This window comes from Bacillus sp. NPDC060175 (genome assembly GCF_042728695.1).
In the GTDB taxonomy this organism is placed as follows: domain Bacteria; phylum Bacillota; class Bacilli; order Bacillales; family Bacillaceae_G; genus Bacillus_A.
Genome location: NZ_JBHWYR010000099.1, coordinates 1 through 14,102, shown reverse-complemented (window position 1 = coordinate 14,102; position 14,102 = coordinate 1). Strand labels below are relative to the sequence as shown.

General features: G+C 31.8%; 15 protein-coding genes and 1 riboswitch. Of the genes, 12 read left to right on the top strand and 3 right to left on the bottom strand.

Features of this window, described 5'->3' with window-relative positions; genetic code table 11:
* Positions 1–2: 2 nt before the first annotated feature.
* Both lepB and ACFWDE_RS27395 read left to right on the top strand, forming a co-directional pair.
* Positions 3–476 carry a signal peptidase I gene (lepB, locus tag ACFWDE_RS27400; RefSeq protein WP_377895994.1) on the top strand — a complete coding sequence of 158 codons (474 nt, stop codon included), beginning with the start codon at positions 3–5 and terminating at the stop codon, positions 474–476.
* A 253-nt stretch (positions 477–729) separates the two neighbouring features.
* A complete protein-coding gene (locus ACFWDE_RS27395; RefSeq protein WP_377895993.1) occupies positions 730–1,908 on the top strand; it encodes a macrolide family glycosyltransferase in 1,179 nt (392 codons plus the stop codon).
* 49 nt (positions 1,909–1,957) lie between these two features.
* Here ACFWDE_RS27395 and ACFWDE_RS27390 read toward each other — a convergent pair whose 3' ends face one another.
* Entirely contained in the window at positions 1,958–2,641 is a 684-nt protein-coding gene (locus tag ACFWDE_RS27390; protein WP_377895992.1) for an aspartate/glutamate racemase family protein, read from the bottom strand.
* 150 nt (positions 2,642–2,791) lie between these two features.
* A riboswitch (SAM riboswitch) is annotated at positions 2,792–2,908 on the top strand.
* 140 nt (positions 2,909–3,048) lie between these two features.
* On the opposite strand from ACFWDE_RS27390, the gene ACFWDE_RS27385 reads away from it, so the two are divergent.
* The 4 genes from ACFWDE_RS27385 to ACFWDE_RS27370 all read left to right on the top strand — a co-directional run bounded on the left by ACFWDE_RS27385 (position 3,049) and on the right by ACFWDE_RS27370 (position 6,334).
* A complete protein-coding gene (locus ACFWDE_RS27385) occupies positions 3,049–3,597 on the top strand; it encodes an ECF-type riboflavin transporter substrate-binding protein (RefSeq protein ID WP_377895991.1) in 549 nt (182 codons plus the stop codon).
* Positions 3,598–3,607: 10 nt separating this feature from the next.
* Complete coding sequence (locus ACFWDE_RS27380) at positions 3,608–5,308, top strand: ABC transporter ATP-binding protein (protein WP_377895990.1); 1,701 nt, start codon at positions 3,608–3,610, stop codon at positions 5,306–5,308.
* Positions 5,301–6,101: an energy-coupling factor transporter transmembrane component T family protein gene (locus ACFWDE_RS27375; protein ID WP_377895989.1), complete on the top strand. Its 801-nt coding sequence runs from the start codon at positions 5,301–5,303 to the stop codon at positions 6,099–6,101. Before ACFWDE_RS27380 ends, ACFWDE_RS27375 begins: the two co-directional genes overlap by 8 nt.
* 134 nt (positions 6,102–6,235) lie before the next feature.
* A complete protein-coding gene (locus ACFWDE_RS27370) occupies positions 6,236–6,334 on the top strand; it encodes a YjcZ family sporulation protein (RefSeq protein ID WP_000007808.1) in 99 nt (32 codons plus the stop codon).
* A 104-nt stretch (positions 6,335–6,438) separates the two neighbouring features.
* Here the strand turns inward: ACFWDE_RS27370 and ACFWDE_RS27365 are convergent, their stop codons facing one another.
* Both ACFWDE_RS27365 and ACFWDE_RS27360 read right to left on the bottom strand, forming a co-directional pair.
* A complete protein-coding gene (locus ACFWDE_RS27365; RefSeq protein ID WP_377895988.1) occupies positions 6,439–7,758 on the bottom strand; it encodes a LytS/YhcK type 5TM receptor domain-containing protein in 1,320 nt (439 codons plus the stop codon).
* 46 nt (positions 7,759–7,804) lie between these two features.
* On the bottom strand, positions 7,805–8,686 hold the full coding sequence (locus ACFWDE_RS27360; protein ID WP_377895987.1) for a protein kinase family protein: 882 nt from the start codon (positions 8,684–8,686) through the stop codon (positions 7,805–7,807).
* Between the two features lie 126 nt (positions 8,687–8,812).
* Between ACFWDE_RS27360 and ACFWDE_RS27355 the strand changes: the two genes are divergently transcribed.
* From ACFWDE_RS27355 to ACFWDE_RS27330, 6 genes are all read left to right on the top strand, one after another.
* Positions 8,813–9,331, top strand: coding sequence for a GrpB family protein (locus tag ACFWDE_RS27355; RefSeq protein WP_377895986.1), 519 nt, complete (start codon positions 8,813–8,815; stop codon positions 9,329–9,331).
* 109 nt (positions 9,332–9,440) lie between these two features.
* The gene (locus ACFWDE_RS27350; protein ID WP_377895985.1) at positions 9,441–9,971 is read left to right on the top strand and encodes a hypothetical protein; all 531 of its coding nucleotides are present in this window, start codon (positions 9,441–9,443) and stop codon (positions 9,969–9,971) included.
* Positions 9,972–9,983: 12 nt separating this feature from the next.
* Positions 9,984–10,658: a response regulator transcription factor gene (locus ACFWDE_RS27345; protein ID WP_219918804.1), complete on the top strand. Its 675-nt coding sequence runs from the start codon at positions 9,984–9,986 to the stop codon at positions 10,656–10,658.
* Positions 10,655–12,070: a HAMP domain-containing sensor histidine kinase gene (locus ACFWDE_RS27340; RefSeq protein WP_377895984.1), complete on the top strand. Its 1,416-nt coding sequence runs from the start codon at positions 10,655–10,657 to the stop codon at positions 12,068–12,070. The genes ACFWDE_RS27345 and ACFWDE_RS27340 overlap by 4 nt, the downstream gene beginning before the upstream one ends.
* Positions 12,071–12,218: 148 nt before the next feature.
* The gene (locus ACFWDE_RS27335; RefSeq protein WP_377895983.1) at positions 12,219–13,208 is read left to right on the top strand and encodes a zinc-binding dehydrogenase; all 990 of its coding nucleotides are present in this window, start codon (positions 12,219–12,221) and stop codon (positions 13,206–13,208) included.
* A gap of 271 nt (positions 13,209–13,479) precedes the next feature.
* On the top strand, positions 13,480–14,079 hold the full coding sequence (locus ACFWDE_RS27330; RefSeq protein ID WP_377895982.1) for an undecaprenyl-diphosphatase: 600 nt from the start codon (positions 13,480–13,482) through the stop codon (positions 14,077–14,079).
* Positions 14,080–14,102 lie beyond the last annotated feature (23 nt).

The window sequence follows — 14,102 nt, the reverse complement described above, 5'->3', positions numbered from 1 at the left end:
TAATAGGAATTATTATTATTATTAAGTCATTTTTATTTTGTATGGTAGAAGGAATTTCGATGCAACCTACTTTGAATGAAAATAATCGCATACTAGTTAATAAGGCTAGTGTCTATTTTTCTTCTTTTCATCATGGTGATGTTGTAATAATAAAAAAAGAAGACGAGCCTACATACTACGTGAAACGAATTATTGGATTACCAGGGGATAACATACAATTAAGAAACGATGTGGTATATATTAACGGTAAAAAGCGAGATGAGTTGTATATACAGTTAGATATGTCACAAGTATCAAATCGTTTTTCAAACTTTAGAGAAATGAAAGTTCCCTCGCATAAATTATTTGTATTAGGTGATAATCGAAATCATAGTAAAGATAGTAGGAATACACTTGGACTTATCAATGAGTCACATGTAATAGGTAAAGTGAAAATGGTATATTATCCATTTGATCAAATAAAATGGTTAAAATAATTCTATTAGATATGCACGTTTTATAAAATAATTCATATATTGATAGCATAGGACAAGCAGAAAAGCTTATCCTAACCTCACAGAACACTCCTTATCACAGTTAGGCATCTACTTATGTAGATGCCTTTTCCGATGACTGATAATTATTTATCAACCTAAAGTAGTAAGCATATTGGGACTATTAGAGGAAGATTGCTTGTAATAATAACAGTACGATTAATAAGAACATTGAATTGTAAGGAGTGAGAAATACGTGTTGAATATTTTAATAGTTAATTTTCCTGCAGAGGGACATGTAAATCCTACATTAAGTTTAGTAAAGGCCTTTACTGAAAGAGGTGATAACGTACACTATATTACAACGGAAAACTTTAAGGAAAGGCTTGAAGTTTTGGGAGCTATTGTACATACTCATCCGGATTTATTAAAGGAGATTTCTATTGATAATGAAACTTCATATGGATTAAAATCTTTCTTTCATGTACATGTTCAAACTTCTTTATATATATTAGAAATTACGAAACAATTATGTAAAAGCATTAATTTTGATTTCGTAGTTTATGATATATTTGGTGCTGGAGAGTTAGTAAAGGAATATTTACAGGTTCCAGGCATAGTTTCCTCTCCTATATTTTTAATTCCACCAGTATTATTGGAAACCTTGCCTTTTCATCCAAATGCAGAAATAAAATTCCAACCCGATGAACTCTCTGAAAAGTTACTGTATCAAATGGAACATGAATTTGGAGTAAAGCCCAAAAATAATCTTCAATTTATGCATAATAAGGGAGATATTAGTCTCGTGTATACAAGTCGTTATTTTCAACCTAATAGCGATTCGTTCGGAGAAAACAATGTTTTTATTGGACCGAGTATTATAAAGCGCAAAACAAATGCAAAGTTTCCACTTGAATTGCTTTCAAAAAAGAAAGTTATTTATATTTCAATGGGAACACTTCTTGAAGGGCTCGAACCATTTTTTAATACTTGTATTGATGCTTTTTCAAATTTCGAAGGGATTGTAGTAATGGCGATCGGTGATAGAAATGATATTTCAAAAATTAAGCAAGCGCCAGACAACTTTATTATAGCCCCTTACGTACCTCAATCAGAAATATTAAGTGAAGCAGATGTTTTTATTACACATGGTGGAATGAATAGTGTGCACGATGCAATCCATTATAATGTCCCATTTGTGATAATACCGCATGATAAAGATCAACCTATGATAGCGCAAAGATTAACTGAGCTTGAGGCAGCACATAGATTATTGAAAGAGCATGTTAATGTGCAAACTTTAAAAAAGGCGGTAACAGACGTTCTTTCAAATAAAAAGTATAAACATGGCATTCAAAAACTGAATGAAAGTTTTTTAGAGTGTGGTGGTTCCAAAAGAGCCATTGCAGTTATTGATGCTCTTTTAAATAAATAGTTCGGACAATATAAAAGCATAGAGGCTCTACCTGTATGCTTTTATATTATTATCCAGCAAATTGCACAGCAGTATTCGCATGTAAATAAGCAGTATCAAAAACAGGAACAGATAGATCATTTTGGGAAATGAGCAAAGGAATTTCTGTACAGCCAAGTAGTATTCCTTCAGCACCGCTTTTAATTAATGTATTTGTGATTTGTAATAACTTTTCTTTTGATGCATGTGAAATAATACCTCTACTTAATTCGTTTAATATGACATGATGAATAAAAGTTCTATCTTCTTTACTTGGGATAATTGTCTCAATGTTGTAATTTGCTAGTCGTGATTTATAGAAGTCTTGTTCCATCGTTTGTTTCGTCCCTAAAAGCCCAATACGTTTTATATTATGTTCTACCATTTTTTTTGCACTTACATCTCCAATATGAAGGAGTGGTATTGAAATTGCATTCTCTACTTCTTCAGCAAATAGATGTACAGTATTAGAACACATTAGTAAACATTCAGCTCCAGAGCCCTCCACCTTTTTTGCTACCGTGACTAATTCATTTTTCACTTCTTCATATTGATGGTTTTGCAATAATGTAGTTACCTCCCCAAAGTCCATGCTATATAAAACAAGCTTCGCATTTTGATCATATTTAGAGAGAGTAAGTGTATTAATGTGTTTATAGTACAACGATGTTGATTCCCAACTTAGTCCGCCAATTAAGCCAATTACTTTCATCATGCATTCCTCCCATAACAATTTTGAATTTATTATTTCACAATTCCGATAAGAATACAATGATTTAAATGAACTATTTATCGAAAAATAAAAATAGTAAGAAAAGTATTGAAATTATTTATTGTTAGTGCCATAATACAAATTACAAATACATACTTATCCAGAGAGGTAGAGGGAACGGCCCTATGAAGCCTCAGCAACCCCTATGTAAATGCATAGGAAGGTGCTAATTCCGCAGAGGACATTTATATGTCTTTTGAAAGATAAGAGGATTCTTGTACGTGAAAGAAAATGACCTCTTAATTTAAGGGGTCATTTTTTGTTGTATAGAAAGGAAGTATCGATGCATAATTCATTTTCAAAATAAATATAGAGTATTAAAAGCGGGATAATAGGAGAGGAGAATTGTAATGAACAAATTAACGACAAAACTAGTAGTAGCAATCGGAATTGGAGCAGCTTTATACGGGGTATTAGGGCTTTGGGGATTTTCTATCGCACCCAATACATTTATTAAACCAGCATTGGCTATATTAACAGTTTTTGGTGCGTTATTTGGCCCAGTAGCAGGACTTTTAATAGGACTCATCGGTCATACGGTTACAGATACGATCGCTGGTTGGGGTATTTGGTGGGGATGGGTGTTTAGTTCGGGGATTATCGGATTTTCAATGGGTCTTATACAAAAAAGAACTGGTTTCAGTGTGAAAAATGGAACGTTTAATAACCGTGATATTTCTTATTTTGCAATTGCAGGGTTAATTGGTATTGTCATAGCTATTATATTTGCTGGAGCATTCGATATTATTGTGATGGGAGAACCGTTTGACAAAATCGTTATACAAGTACTAGGCGCAACAATTGCAGACGTTATCGTATTTTTAGTTCTTGGCTTACCAATCACGATCGGTCTAGCAAAATCAAATAAGAAACATACACATTTAAAAATTGAAAAGTAGGGATGAATACATGCAACCAATTATTTCTTTTGAACAATTTACCTTTCAATATAGGCATGCCACGCAGCCTACTTTAAAAGATATTACATTTCAAATATATCCTGGGGAAAAGGTTCTTATCGCTGGACGAAGTGGTTCAGGGAAGTCAACATTAGCTCATTGTATAAATGGGCTAATCCCATTTTCTTACGAAGGGATAAGCACCGGTAACATTTTAATAGCTGGAAAGGATCCGAGAGAAGGTAGTGTTTTTGAACAGAGTAAACACGTAGGGACAATATTACAAGATCAAGATTCACAATTTATAGGCCTTACTGTCGAAGAAGATGTAGCATTTGCATTAGAAAACGATTGTGTAAATCAAATAGAAATGAAAAAGATTGTTACGGATTCTTTAAAAAAGGTAAGCATGCAGGAGTTCCATGCACAAAGTCCACATGAATTATCAGGAGGTCAAAAACAGACAGTCTCTCTTGCAGGTCTGCTAACGATAAATGCAGATATATTATTATTTGATGAACCGTTAGCTAATTTAGATCCTGCATGTAGTTTGAATACAATAGAACTCATTAAAAATATGCATGAGAAATATAATAAAACAATTGTAATTATTGAACATCGAATAGAAGAAATTTTAAATCTTGATTTAGATAAAATTATTTTAATAGATGAGGGAGAAGTTATTGCGATTGGTTCACCGGATAGTATTCTAAATTCTAATATATTACCAAATATCGGACTAAGAGAACCTATTTATATAGAAGCTCTAAAGAAATTAAATTTTGACAGTAATAATGTTGGGGTATTTCCAATTGAAAATCTACGTAATGCAGGCGTTCATAACCTATTAAAGAACTGGATGCGGAAGCAAGTGGCATCTAAAAACACGTATATTAAAAAAGCCTTATGCAAGATAGAAAATTTATCATTTACATACAATAACAAACATACAGCCTTAGAAGATATCAACCTTTCAATAGGAGAGGGAGAGATAGTAGCGTTATTGGGTCATAATGGAGCAGGGAAATCGACATTAGCTCATACTCTTATAGGAATAAATAAAACAAAGAATGGGAGAATAACATTCGATGGAGAAAATATAAATTCTTGGTCTATTCGTAAACGCGGGGAAGTTATTTCTTACGTTATGCAAAACCCAAATCAAATGATTACACAGCCCACTGTTTTAGAAGAAGTTTCATTTTCATTAAAATTAAAAAAAGTTTCTAAAGATGAGATTGAGAGTAGAGTCGAAAAAGCTTTAAGAATTTGTGGATTATACCCATTTCGTAACTGGCCAATTCAAGCATTAAGCTACGGACAAAAAAAGAGGCTTACTATTGCATCTGTACTTATAACAAACCCGAAACTTATTATATTAGATGAGCCGACAGCTGGACAAGATTATTATCATTACAAACAGTTTATGTCCTTTATTAGAAAACTGGTTGAAAAAGGCACATCCTTTATTATTATCACACACGATATGAATCTTGCTTTAGAATACGCAGATCGAGCGGTAGTTCTGCATGAAGGGAAAATCATTGCGGACAATACTGTATCCACTGTATTAGGGGATCAAGGAACGTTACAAAGAGCTAATCTACGGGAGATTTCATTAATAAAACTAGCTAAATTAAGCGGAATTCCAACTCCAGAAAAGTTTGTGAAACTTTATATTGAGGCTAATAGGAGGGAGGAATATGCATAATACGTATTTTCATCGTATGGATGGTGCAATTAAGTTATCTTTATTTATATTTTGTATGACTCTTACTTTTTTATTTTTTGATTTTCGTATATTGCTAATTTTATTTATTATTGGATGTATCGGCCTCTTAATTGCAAAAATTCAATTGCGTAAAATTATAGTTATTTTCAGCGTTATATTTACATTTAGTTTATTAAATTCCGTTATGATTCTTTTCATTACACCCACCTATGGATCGGAATTAACGGGAACGTATACCTCTTTTTTTCATATAGGTTATGCAACAATTACATATGAAACATTATTTTATGCCGCTACACTTTCATTGAAATATTTTACGTTATTACCATTTACACTTCTTTTTATTTATACAACTCATCCAAGTGAATTTGTAAGCAGCTTAAATAAATTTGCTGTTCCTTATAAAATTACATATGCAATAAATATTGCACTGCGTTATATACCAAGTATTCAATCCGAATATATTATCATTAGACACGCACAGGAAGCAAGAGGCGTACCTTTTGAAAAAGGAGAAGCGAGTTTGTGGATTCGTATGAAAAACCGTGTTTTAATTTTTTGGCCACTTATTATTCATTCATTAGAAAGAATTGATACTGTGTCAAATGCAATGGATTTAAGAGGGTTTGGAAAGAAAGATAAACGAACGTGGTACTATGCAAAGGACGCACAAAAGGAGGATTACATCACACTTTTTGTTGGTATTATCATTTTAATTATTGCAGTGTACTTAAAAGTAAATGTATTCAAGAGTTTCTGGTACCCATTTTAAAGCACTCTCAATAGAGTGCTTTTACTAATTTTATGAAGACATGCTCAAAAAAGGGAGATACACATACTGTATAATACGAACCAGTTAAAATGATCAACTACCTATTAGTTTTCAAACCAAAAGGAGGAGAAAATATGAGTTTCGGCGGTTCTTGTGGTTTTGGTGGAGGTTTCGCATTATTAGTTGTGTTATTTATTTTATTAATTATTGTTGGATGTAGCTGTTGGAGCTAAGGTTACTAATTTCTAATTAATCTCTACAAAATGTAAACTTTAAAAAACATAGCAGATACTTTTTGTATCGAAATAAATGAAAAAGGAGCTTAATAGCTCCTTTTTCATTTATTATACGAAATCTCTTCATTACTGTATTTAGGTAATGTGATAGTTAAAGTAGTTCCTTTATTTATAACACTTCGGATTTTCAATGTGCCTCGCATCGTTTCGATAATTTTTACAGCAACCATCGTACCTAAACCAGTACCTTTCGTTTTTGTACTAAAATACGGTTCGCCAAATCGATTAATTTGCTCTTGCGACATTCCAATTCCATTATCTTGAATCCTTATTATGACCTTATTATTACTAACAGTTGCAGAAATAATTAGATTACCACCACATGGCATTGCTTCTATACTGTTTTTTATTAAATTTAAAAAACATTGATGGAAGTGCTGTGTATTACCAATAATTGTTCCCTCTGAGAACTCTTTTGTAATATTAATATTATTCATGTTACAAAAAGGCAACATCATATTACTAACTCGAGTTAACTCGTGCTCCACTGAAATATGATCTAGTTTTTCTGAAGCCGGTTTGGCAAAAGTTAAGTAATCATCAATAATTGCTTGTGCACGGTTTAACTCTTCAAGAATATGTTCAATATACACATCTCTGGATTGTTGAGTTATATTTGGTGTTTTTAAAAGTTGTGTAAATCCTTTTACAACAGTCAATGGATTCCTTACTTCATGTGAAATACTTGCAGCGAGTTGGCTGACAATCTCCATTTTTTCAACTTTTATTAATTTTGATCGCATGAATATTGCATCTTTTAAAACTTCATTAAAATAGACCATAAATAATATTAAAATAGTGGGTAATAGAATGAAATAAATAATGTACAAATTATTCACTTCAAAATCTGATAGAGTTAAAACAATTACTGTTGTAAATATTGCAAGGGAAAAAGTTAAAAACATAGATGAAGTTACTTTTATTTTCCTATTGTATGTATTAAATTTTGATGATGCGAATGCTGTAATTATTAACATCGTTCCATAAACAATGATTGTTAACAGGCTAAAACCATAAAACATAAAACGTATTATTAATAAAATCATGAGTAATGCAATACCGACTGGAAATCCACCATAAAGTGTACCAATTAAAAAGGGGATTTGTCTTAAATCGTGAATATAATTTTCATCCATATAGATGGGATACCGCATACATAAAATTAGTGGGATACTCGTACAAAGAATGATAAGTAGTTTCTTATATTTCTTCCCGAAGTACCCACTATCATAAATAAAATAAAAAACAAATATACTGCTTAAAATATAAAGAAGATTATTTAAAACATTTTGATTAATGTAAACAAAGTTCATAATACATGCCCCGTTATCCTGAATTTCAATCCCATATGTATTATACATTATAAAAGTACAAGTTTTACATGTACTTTTACAATGTATGTAGTTTTTATAGATTTTCAGTGTTATAGGCTTTTAACCATGCTTTATTAAACTCTTCCATTGACGCATAGCGCTCACTACGATTTTCATTTACAGCACGGTATGCTACTTCATATAAGCCTTCACTAGCTTCCCATTTCATAAAGGAACGATCTTGCCCGCCACCTAGTAGTGCAAAAGCCATAGCCCCCATATTAAATACATTTGTTTTTCCGTCTATTATAGAGTTAAGTTGAAACTCTTCAGGTGACATAAAACGAGATGATCCCCACATTCGTCCCATCTTATTTACATAAGGTTTGTTACTGTATAAATCAATATCACAAATTTTTGTTTCATTAGTTTTAAAGTTGTACAAAATACTACCGTCATAAAAATCAATAGCTACATAGTTTTTGTGTTCAACGTAAGTATGGAAATTAAAAATAGAATTTAATGAAATCAGCCTATTTTTAACGGATAATTTCTTATATTTATAAAATGGTGAGTTAGGATCATTATATTTTTCTGGGGGTGGGAAACTCCAGTGCGGGTGAAGACATTCACCGTCAAACCAATCAAAAATTAAAACATATCCATGTTGTAAAGGGTAGTGATCAATTAAATTTATAAGAGAAACATGTTTTAATTCATTGTATATAGTAACTGAGCTTTTTAATCTTTGTATAGCTTCATTTGTAGAAGCATTATATGCGAGTGTTTGTGCCCCTGCATATTTTATAAAGTTCTTTTTCCCATTCTTTTCAACACCAAAACTTATATTACCGGAATCTTGTTGGTCAAAAACCGCAAATACTGTTCCTAGTTTCGTAAGCCAATCAAAATTATGATGTTTTTTAAGTTGGAATGTTATAGTATCTAACTGAATTTTAACTGGAATATCTTTCATAATTCACCTCAAATTTAATATAATTAAGTTGTCCATTACAGTATTCGACATATTTTGTGAAATCCCTATATTTATAAACTTAAATTTTATAAATATAATAATGTACAGTTATAAGGAGGAAAGCAAATGGATGGAAAAATCATAATTAAACCGTACCAACAATATTGGCATACAGAGTTTTTAAATGAAAAAAATAAAATTGTGCCGTTACTCCATGAAGAAATTATTGCTATTGAACATATCGGAAGCACAGCCGTAGAAGGGTTAGGGGCTAAACCTCTTATTGATATGATGATCGGCGTAACAAATTTACAAATTACCGGAAATTGGAGGGAAGCCCTAGAAGAAATTGGCTATGAATATGTTCCTAAAAAAACACCTAATTGGCGTTTTTTTAGAAAAGGTAAATGGAGAGCTGGTACCCACCATTTACATGTTTATATTTATAATAGCGAGGAATGGAGGAACAACCTTTTATTTCGAGACTTTCTAATAAATCATGAGTGGGCACGTGAAGAATATAGAAAATTAAAAGAGATGCTTGCTGCTACATATCCTTTTGATCGTGTTTCATATACAAATGCAAAAGCACCGTTTATTTGCAACATATTAGAATTGGCCAAAAAGGATATAAACAAAATATAAGTAGTTTGCAGATTCTCATTTTATTTTAATCTTTCTCTCATGTTATTCTCTCATTTACTTGATACACTGCTGATTATAAAGCTTTTGAGTCAAAAGGGGATTATATAAAATGGAGAAAATACTTAGAAATAAATATTTCCATATGTATGTTAAAATAATAGGTATTACTATTATTATTTGCAGTGTAGAATTGCTATTTATTAATGTTTTGTACGGGAATGTATTAAATGTAAAATGGTTAAATAAGAAATTAGGTTCTTTCGGTGAATATGGGGCAATTCTAGCTGCATCATTATGGTTTTTACGTCAAATATGGTTATTTTTAAAGAAGAAAAATATGCACGGATTTAAAATGATTAAAGAGCTATATCTTTTCATAAAACAGTTTCACATATTAATTGGATACGCTGTAATAGCTGTTGCGACTACTCACGGTGTTTACTTTTTAATAAAAGGAAGTCGTCATATAATACTAATATACAGTGGTATATTTTCTCTTTTAGCCTTAATAACATTAGGGGTTGCGGGATTTGTTTTACAGAAATCTAATCAGAAAACAAAATTGAAGATGTATCGAAAAGCACATCAAATTATTACAGTCATATTCGGAATAGGATTACTTATTCATTTAATCGTATAGGAGGAAGTATCGTTGCAACATATACTAATTATTGAAGATGAGGAAAGCTTAGCAGATTTTTTAGAATTAGAATTAAAGTATGAAGGATATATAGTAGATATACAACTTGATGGAAGAAAGGGATTAGAAGCAGCACTTGAAAATAGTTATGATCTCATATTACTTGATTTAATGTTACCAGGATTAAATGGACTGGAAGTATGTCGTCGACTAAGAGCAACTAAAAGTACACCTATTATTATGTTGACTGCTCGTGATAGTATTATGGACCGTGTGACAGGGTTAGATAGTGGAGCTGATGATTATCTTCCAAAACCGTTTGCAATTGAAGAACTTTTAGCACGTATGAGAGTGATTTTTAGGAGAGAAGAAAATACAGAGCAAAAGCACGCATCATTTCTTTCGTTTAAAGATCTACAGCTTCAGATTGAATCTCGAACTATAACTAAAGGAAATGAAGAAATTGAACTTACAAATAAAGAATTCGAGCTACTGCTTATGTTTATGAAAAATATTAATCGAGTTCTTACCCGTGATATTTTACTGGACCAAGTATGGGGGTATGATGCAATGGTTGAGACAAATATAGTCGATGTGTATGTTCGTTATCTACGTAATAAGTTACATAGTTTAGATAAGGAGGAGTATATCCAAACAGTCCGCGGTGCTGGATATATAATGAAATGATAAAAAACATTATGTACCGAATTAGAAATTTGCCTATAAAGTGGAAATTAACACTTTGGTCCACTACACTAGTATTCATTTTGTTTATTTTATATAGCGCGTTACAATTCATTGTAATTAATAAGTGGACTATAGATTATGAACAGAAACAAATAAATAGACAAGTGACAGAAATAGCGGCATATTTCCAAGATAAAAATGATACGCTCTCGAGCAAAACATTTGAAAACAGTAATGAATTTCTTAACAACATGATTGATAAACATCAAATGATTCGTATTATCGGAAATGATGGAAAACCCATTGTTACTGTTTCTCGAGATTTTAATGAAGCTTGGATAAAACCAAAACAGGTTACCCAAGATGAATCCTTAATAAAAAGACATATAGAAGATCGAATATTAGTTGAGCGCATACCAATTCAAACAAAAAAATTCACGGGAACTATTGAACTTACGAAAAACTTAGAGACATTTGATCATTTATTAAAAATCATCCTAGTGGTAATGGTCTTTGCAGGGGCATGTGGATTAATATTTAGCTTTTTAGGCGGGATAATTATAACGAAAAAGCTTTTATCGAGTGTTCAAAACATAACAGAGACGATGAAGCGTATTAAGAAAAACGGACTAAATGAAAGAGTTCCAGTACGAGAAAACAATGATGAACTCGCAAAACTATCGATCCTTTTTAATGAAATGATGGATGAAGTAGAAACTTCTTTTACACAGCAAAAACAGTTTGTAGAAGACGCATCGCATGAATTAAGAACACCATTAACAATTATTCAAGGGCACTTATCAATGCTGAATCGATGGGGGAAAAATGATCCAGCAGTATTGGATAAATCTCTTCAATCCAGTCTAAAAGAAGTAGATCGATTAAATAAATTAGTTTCAGAATTGCTAGAGCTATCAAGAGCTGAATCAGAACAGATACATCCAATAGCAGCTGAACGAGTCCATGTTAATAGCGTATTAAAACAAGTTATACAAAACTTTTCAGTACTGCAACCTGACTTTCAATTTGATATGAAATTAGATGCAGATGAAGCATATGTTTCAATGCCATCATCTTACTTAGAACAAATTATTATTATTGTAATGGATAATGCAGTGAAATATACAAAAGAAGTTGATAAGTATATTTGTATTGAATCAAGTATGCAGTCAGGGGAAATTAATATTCGCATAATAGATCATGGAGCGGGAATACCTGAATCGGATTTACCCTTTGTTCTTAACCGTTTTTATAGAGTCGATAAAGCTAGAAGTCGAAAACAAGGTGGCAATGGGCTAGGCCTATCTATTGCAAAACGGCTTGTAGAAAAATATAACGGAACTATTCAATTAGACAGTAAAGAAAATGAAGGAACAGTTGTTACGATTACATTTCCTTATGCTACCCATTGATAGTTGAAGGTGGAAAATTCTTTTTGTAAGAGTTATTTAAAAGGAGGAATACATTTTGTATTTCCTCCTTTTTTGATGCTTAGTAATCAAATTATTTTATTTATTTCGATATTTAAAGTACATTGAAAGTATTAAGGGGGAATAATTAATGAAAGCTATTGTACATCAACATAAAAATGGAATAGAAGGTTTAAAATATAAATTATCACCTGAGATAACACCTAATGTTGGGGAAGTTAAAGTGAGATTAAAAGCAGCAGGTTTAAATCATCGTGATTTATTTATAATGAATAATAGAAAAGAAATGGAATTACCTTTAATTCTAGGATCAGATGGTGCAGGTATTGTTACGGAATTAGGAGAAGGTGTTTCAAATATCGCACTACATACAGCGGTTATTATAAATCCTAGTATTGGATGGAATAATACTCATGAAATACCAGAGTTACCTGAGGTACTAGGTGGACCAGCCGATGGAACGTTTGCCGAATATGTTATTGTACCAGCTGAAAATGTAGTGAAAAAGCCATCCTATCTTACGTGGGAAGAATCTGGCGTTTTATCTTTATCGGCATTAACTGCATATAGAGCGCTTTTTACAAAAGGTAGATTAAAACCTGAAGAACATGTCCTAATTCCGGGAATTGGCGGTGGTGTAGCTACTTATGCTATGTTATTTGCTAAAGCAATTGGAGCAAAGGTGAGTGTTACTTCAAGGATAGAGGACAAAAGAAAGGCTGCTGAAAAATATGGAGCAGACTTTTCTTTTAATAGTTCTGGTAATTGGGAAGAGTGCCTACATGGAGAAAAAGTGGATTTAATTATAGATAGTATAGGTCCGGCGACTTTTTCGAAATATTTCGATATATTAAAACCAAATGGAAGAATCGTTAACTTCGGTGCAAGTTCAGGAGATAAAATCGAATTACCGTTACGAGCATTATTTTATAATCAAATTGATATTATGGGAACATCAATGGGAAGCCGTGAAGAATTTAATGAGATGGTTCATTTTATAGAGGAACATAATATTAAACCGATTATTGATAAAGTATATCCATTAGAAGAAGCAATCCGAGCTTTAAATCGAATGCAGCAAGGAGAGCAATTCGGTAATATTGCCCTTCGTATGGAATGAAAATATGATTTCAGAGAAATTATATTTAAATGAACATGTTAAATATTATATTCATGCATAAAGTGTTTACCATACTATTTAAAATGTTTTACAACCTTTATACATACTTAGCTCTTGTAAATAGTTACACGATTGTCAAATGAATAGTAATAACATGAGAATTAGATGAGAAAAGTTTAAGCCCATTTTCATATTGATGTTGTATACTGTGTAAATCAAGAACTTGTATCTTTATTTAAAGTACAATGAGAAATAATAAGGAGAGAGTAATATGAATTACACAGTATTTCAATGGATTAATAACTTTGCTGGATCATCCAAGCTATTAGATACGCTAATGATCGCTATTACAAATAGTGCTGCATATGTAGCTATTCTATTCATGCTTATCCTATGGTTCAATAATGGAAAGAAAGAGAATGCAATTAGAAAACAATATACAGTGTTATATACGACACTTTCAGTTAGTATTGCATTATTAGTAAATGTTCTTATACATGCGGTATATTACCATCCGCGTCCTTTTATAACACACCATGTAAATCAATTAGTACCGCATGCAGCAGATTCATCATTTGTAAGTGATCATTCTGTGCTTGTATTTTCGATTGCTTTCGTATTTATTCTAAGAGGAGAAAAACTTAAATATATCGCGCTTATATGGGCAATATTAGTCGGTGTATCACGCATGTACGTAGGTGTTCATTATCCTCTAGATATACTTGGTGCTGCGTTCTTAACATTTATTACAAGTGGATTAGTAATACAAAGCACACGTATATTTGAACCGTTAGCAAAATTTATTTTCAAAATGTATGCACTAGTAGCAAAACGAGTTCCTTTTTTAGCGAAATATAACCATATAGCTTAATCGTAAGAACCTACAAAAAGTAG

What these genes read in the sequence shown, in the direction of transcription:
- ACFWDE_RS27390 (WP_377895992.1), bottom strand. Translation starts at nt 2,641, where the DNA reads ATGATGAAAGTAATTGGCTTAATTGGCGGACTAAGTTGGGAATCAACA.
- ACFWDE_RS27385 (WP_377895991.1), top strand. Translation starts at nt 3,049, where the DNA reads ATGAACAAATTAACGACAAAACTAGTAGTAGCAATCGGAATTGGAGCA.
- ACFWDE_RS27380 (WP_377895990.1), top strand. Translation starts at nt 3,608, where the DNA reads ATGCAACCAATTATTTCTTTTGAACAATTTACCTTTCAATATAGGCAT.
- ACFWDE_RS27375 (WP_377895989.1), top strand. Translation starts at nt 5,301, where the DNA reads ATGCATAATACGTATTTTCATCGTATGGATGGTGCAATTAAGTTATCT.
- ACFWDE_RS27370 (WP_000007808.1), top strand. Translation starts at nt 6,236, where the DNA reads ATGAGTTTCGGCGGTTCTTGTGGTTTTGGTGGAGGTTTCGCATTATTA.
- ACFWDE_RS27365 (WP_377895988.1), bottom strand. Translation starts at nt 7,758, where the DNA reads ATGTATAATACATATGGGATTGAAATTCAGGATAACGGGGCATGTATT.
- ACFWDE_RS27360 (WP_377895987.1), bottom strand. Translation starts at nt 8,686, where the DNA reads ATGAAAGATATTCCAGTTAAAATTCAGTTAGATACTATAACATTCCAA.
- ACFWDE_RS27355 (WP_377895986.1), top strand. Translation starts at nt 8,813, where the DNA reads ATGGATGGAAAAATCATAATTAAACCGTACCAACAATATTGGCATACA.
- ACFWDE_RS27350 (WP_377895985.1), top strand. Translation starts at nt 9,441, where the DNA reads ATGGAGAAAATACTTAGAAATAAATATTTCCATATGTATGTTAAAATA.
- ACFWDE_RS27340 (WP_377895984.1), top strand. Translation starts at nt 10,655, where the DNA reads ATGATAAAAAACATTATGTACCGAATTAGAAATTTGCCTATAAAGTGG.
- ACFWDE_RS27335 (WP_377895983.1), top strand. Translation starts at nt 12,219, where the DNA reads ATGAAAGCTATTGTACATCAACATAAAAATGGAATAGAAGGTTTAAAA.
- ACFWDE_RS27330 (WP_377895982.1), top strand. Translation starts at nt 13,480, where the DNA reads ATGAATTACACAGTATTTCAATGGATTAATAACTTTGCTGGATCATCC.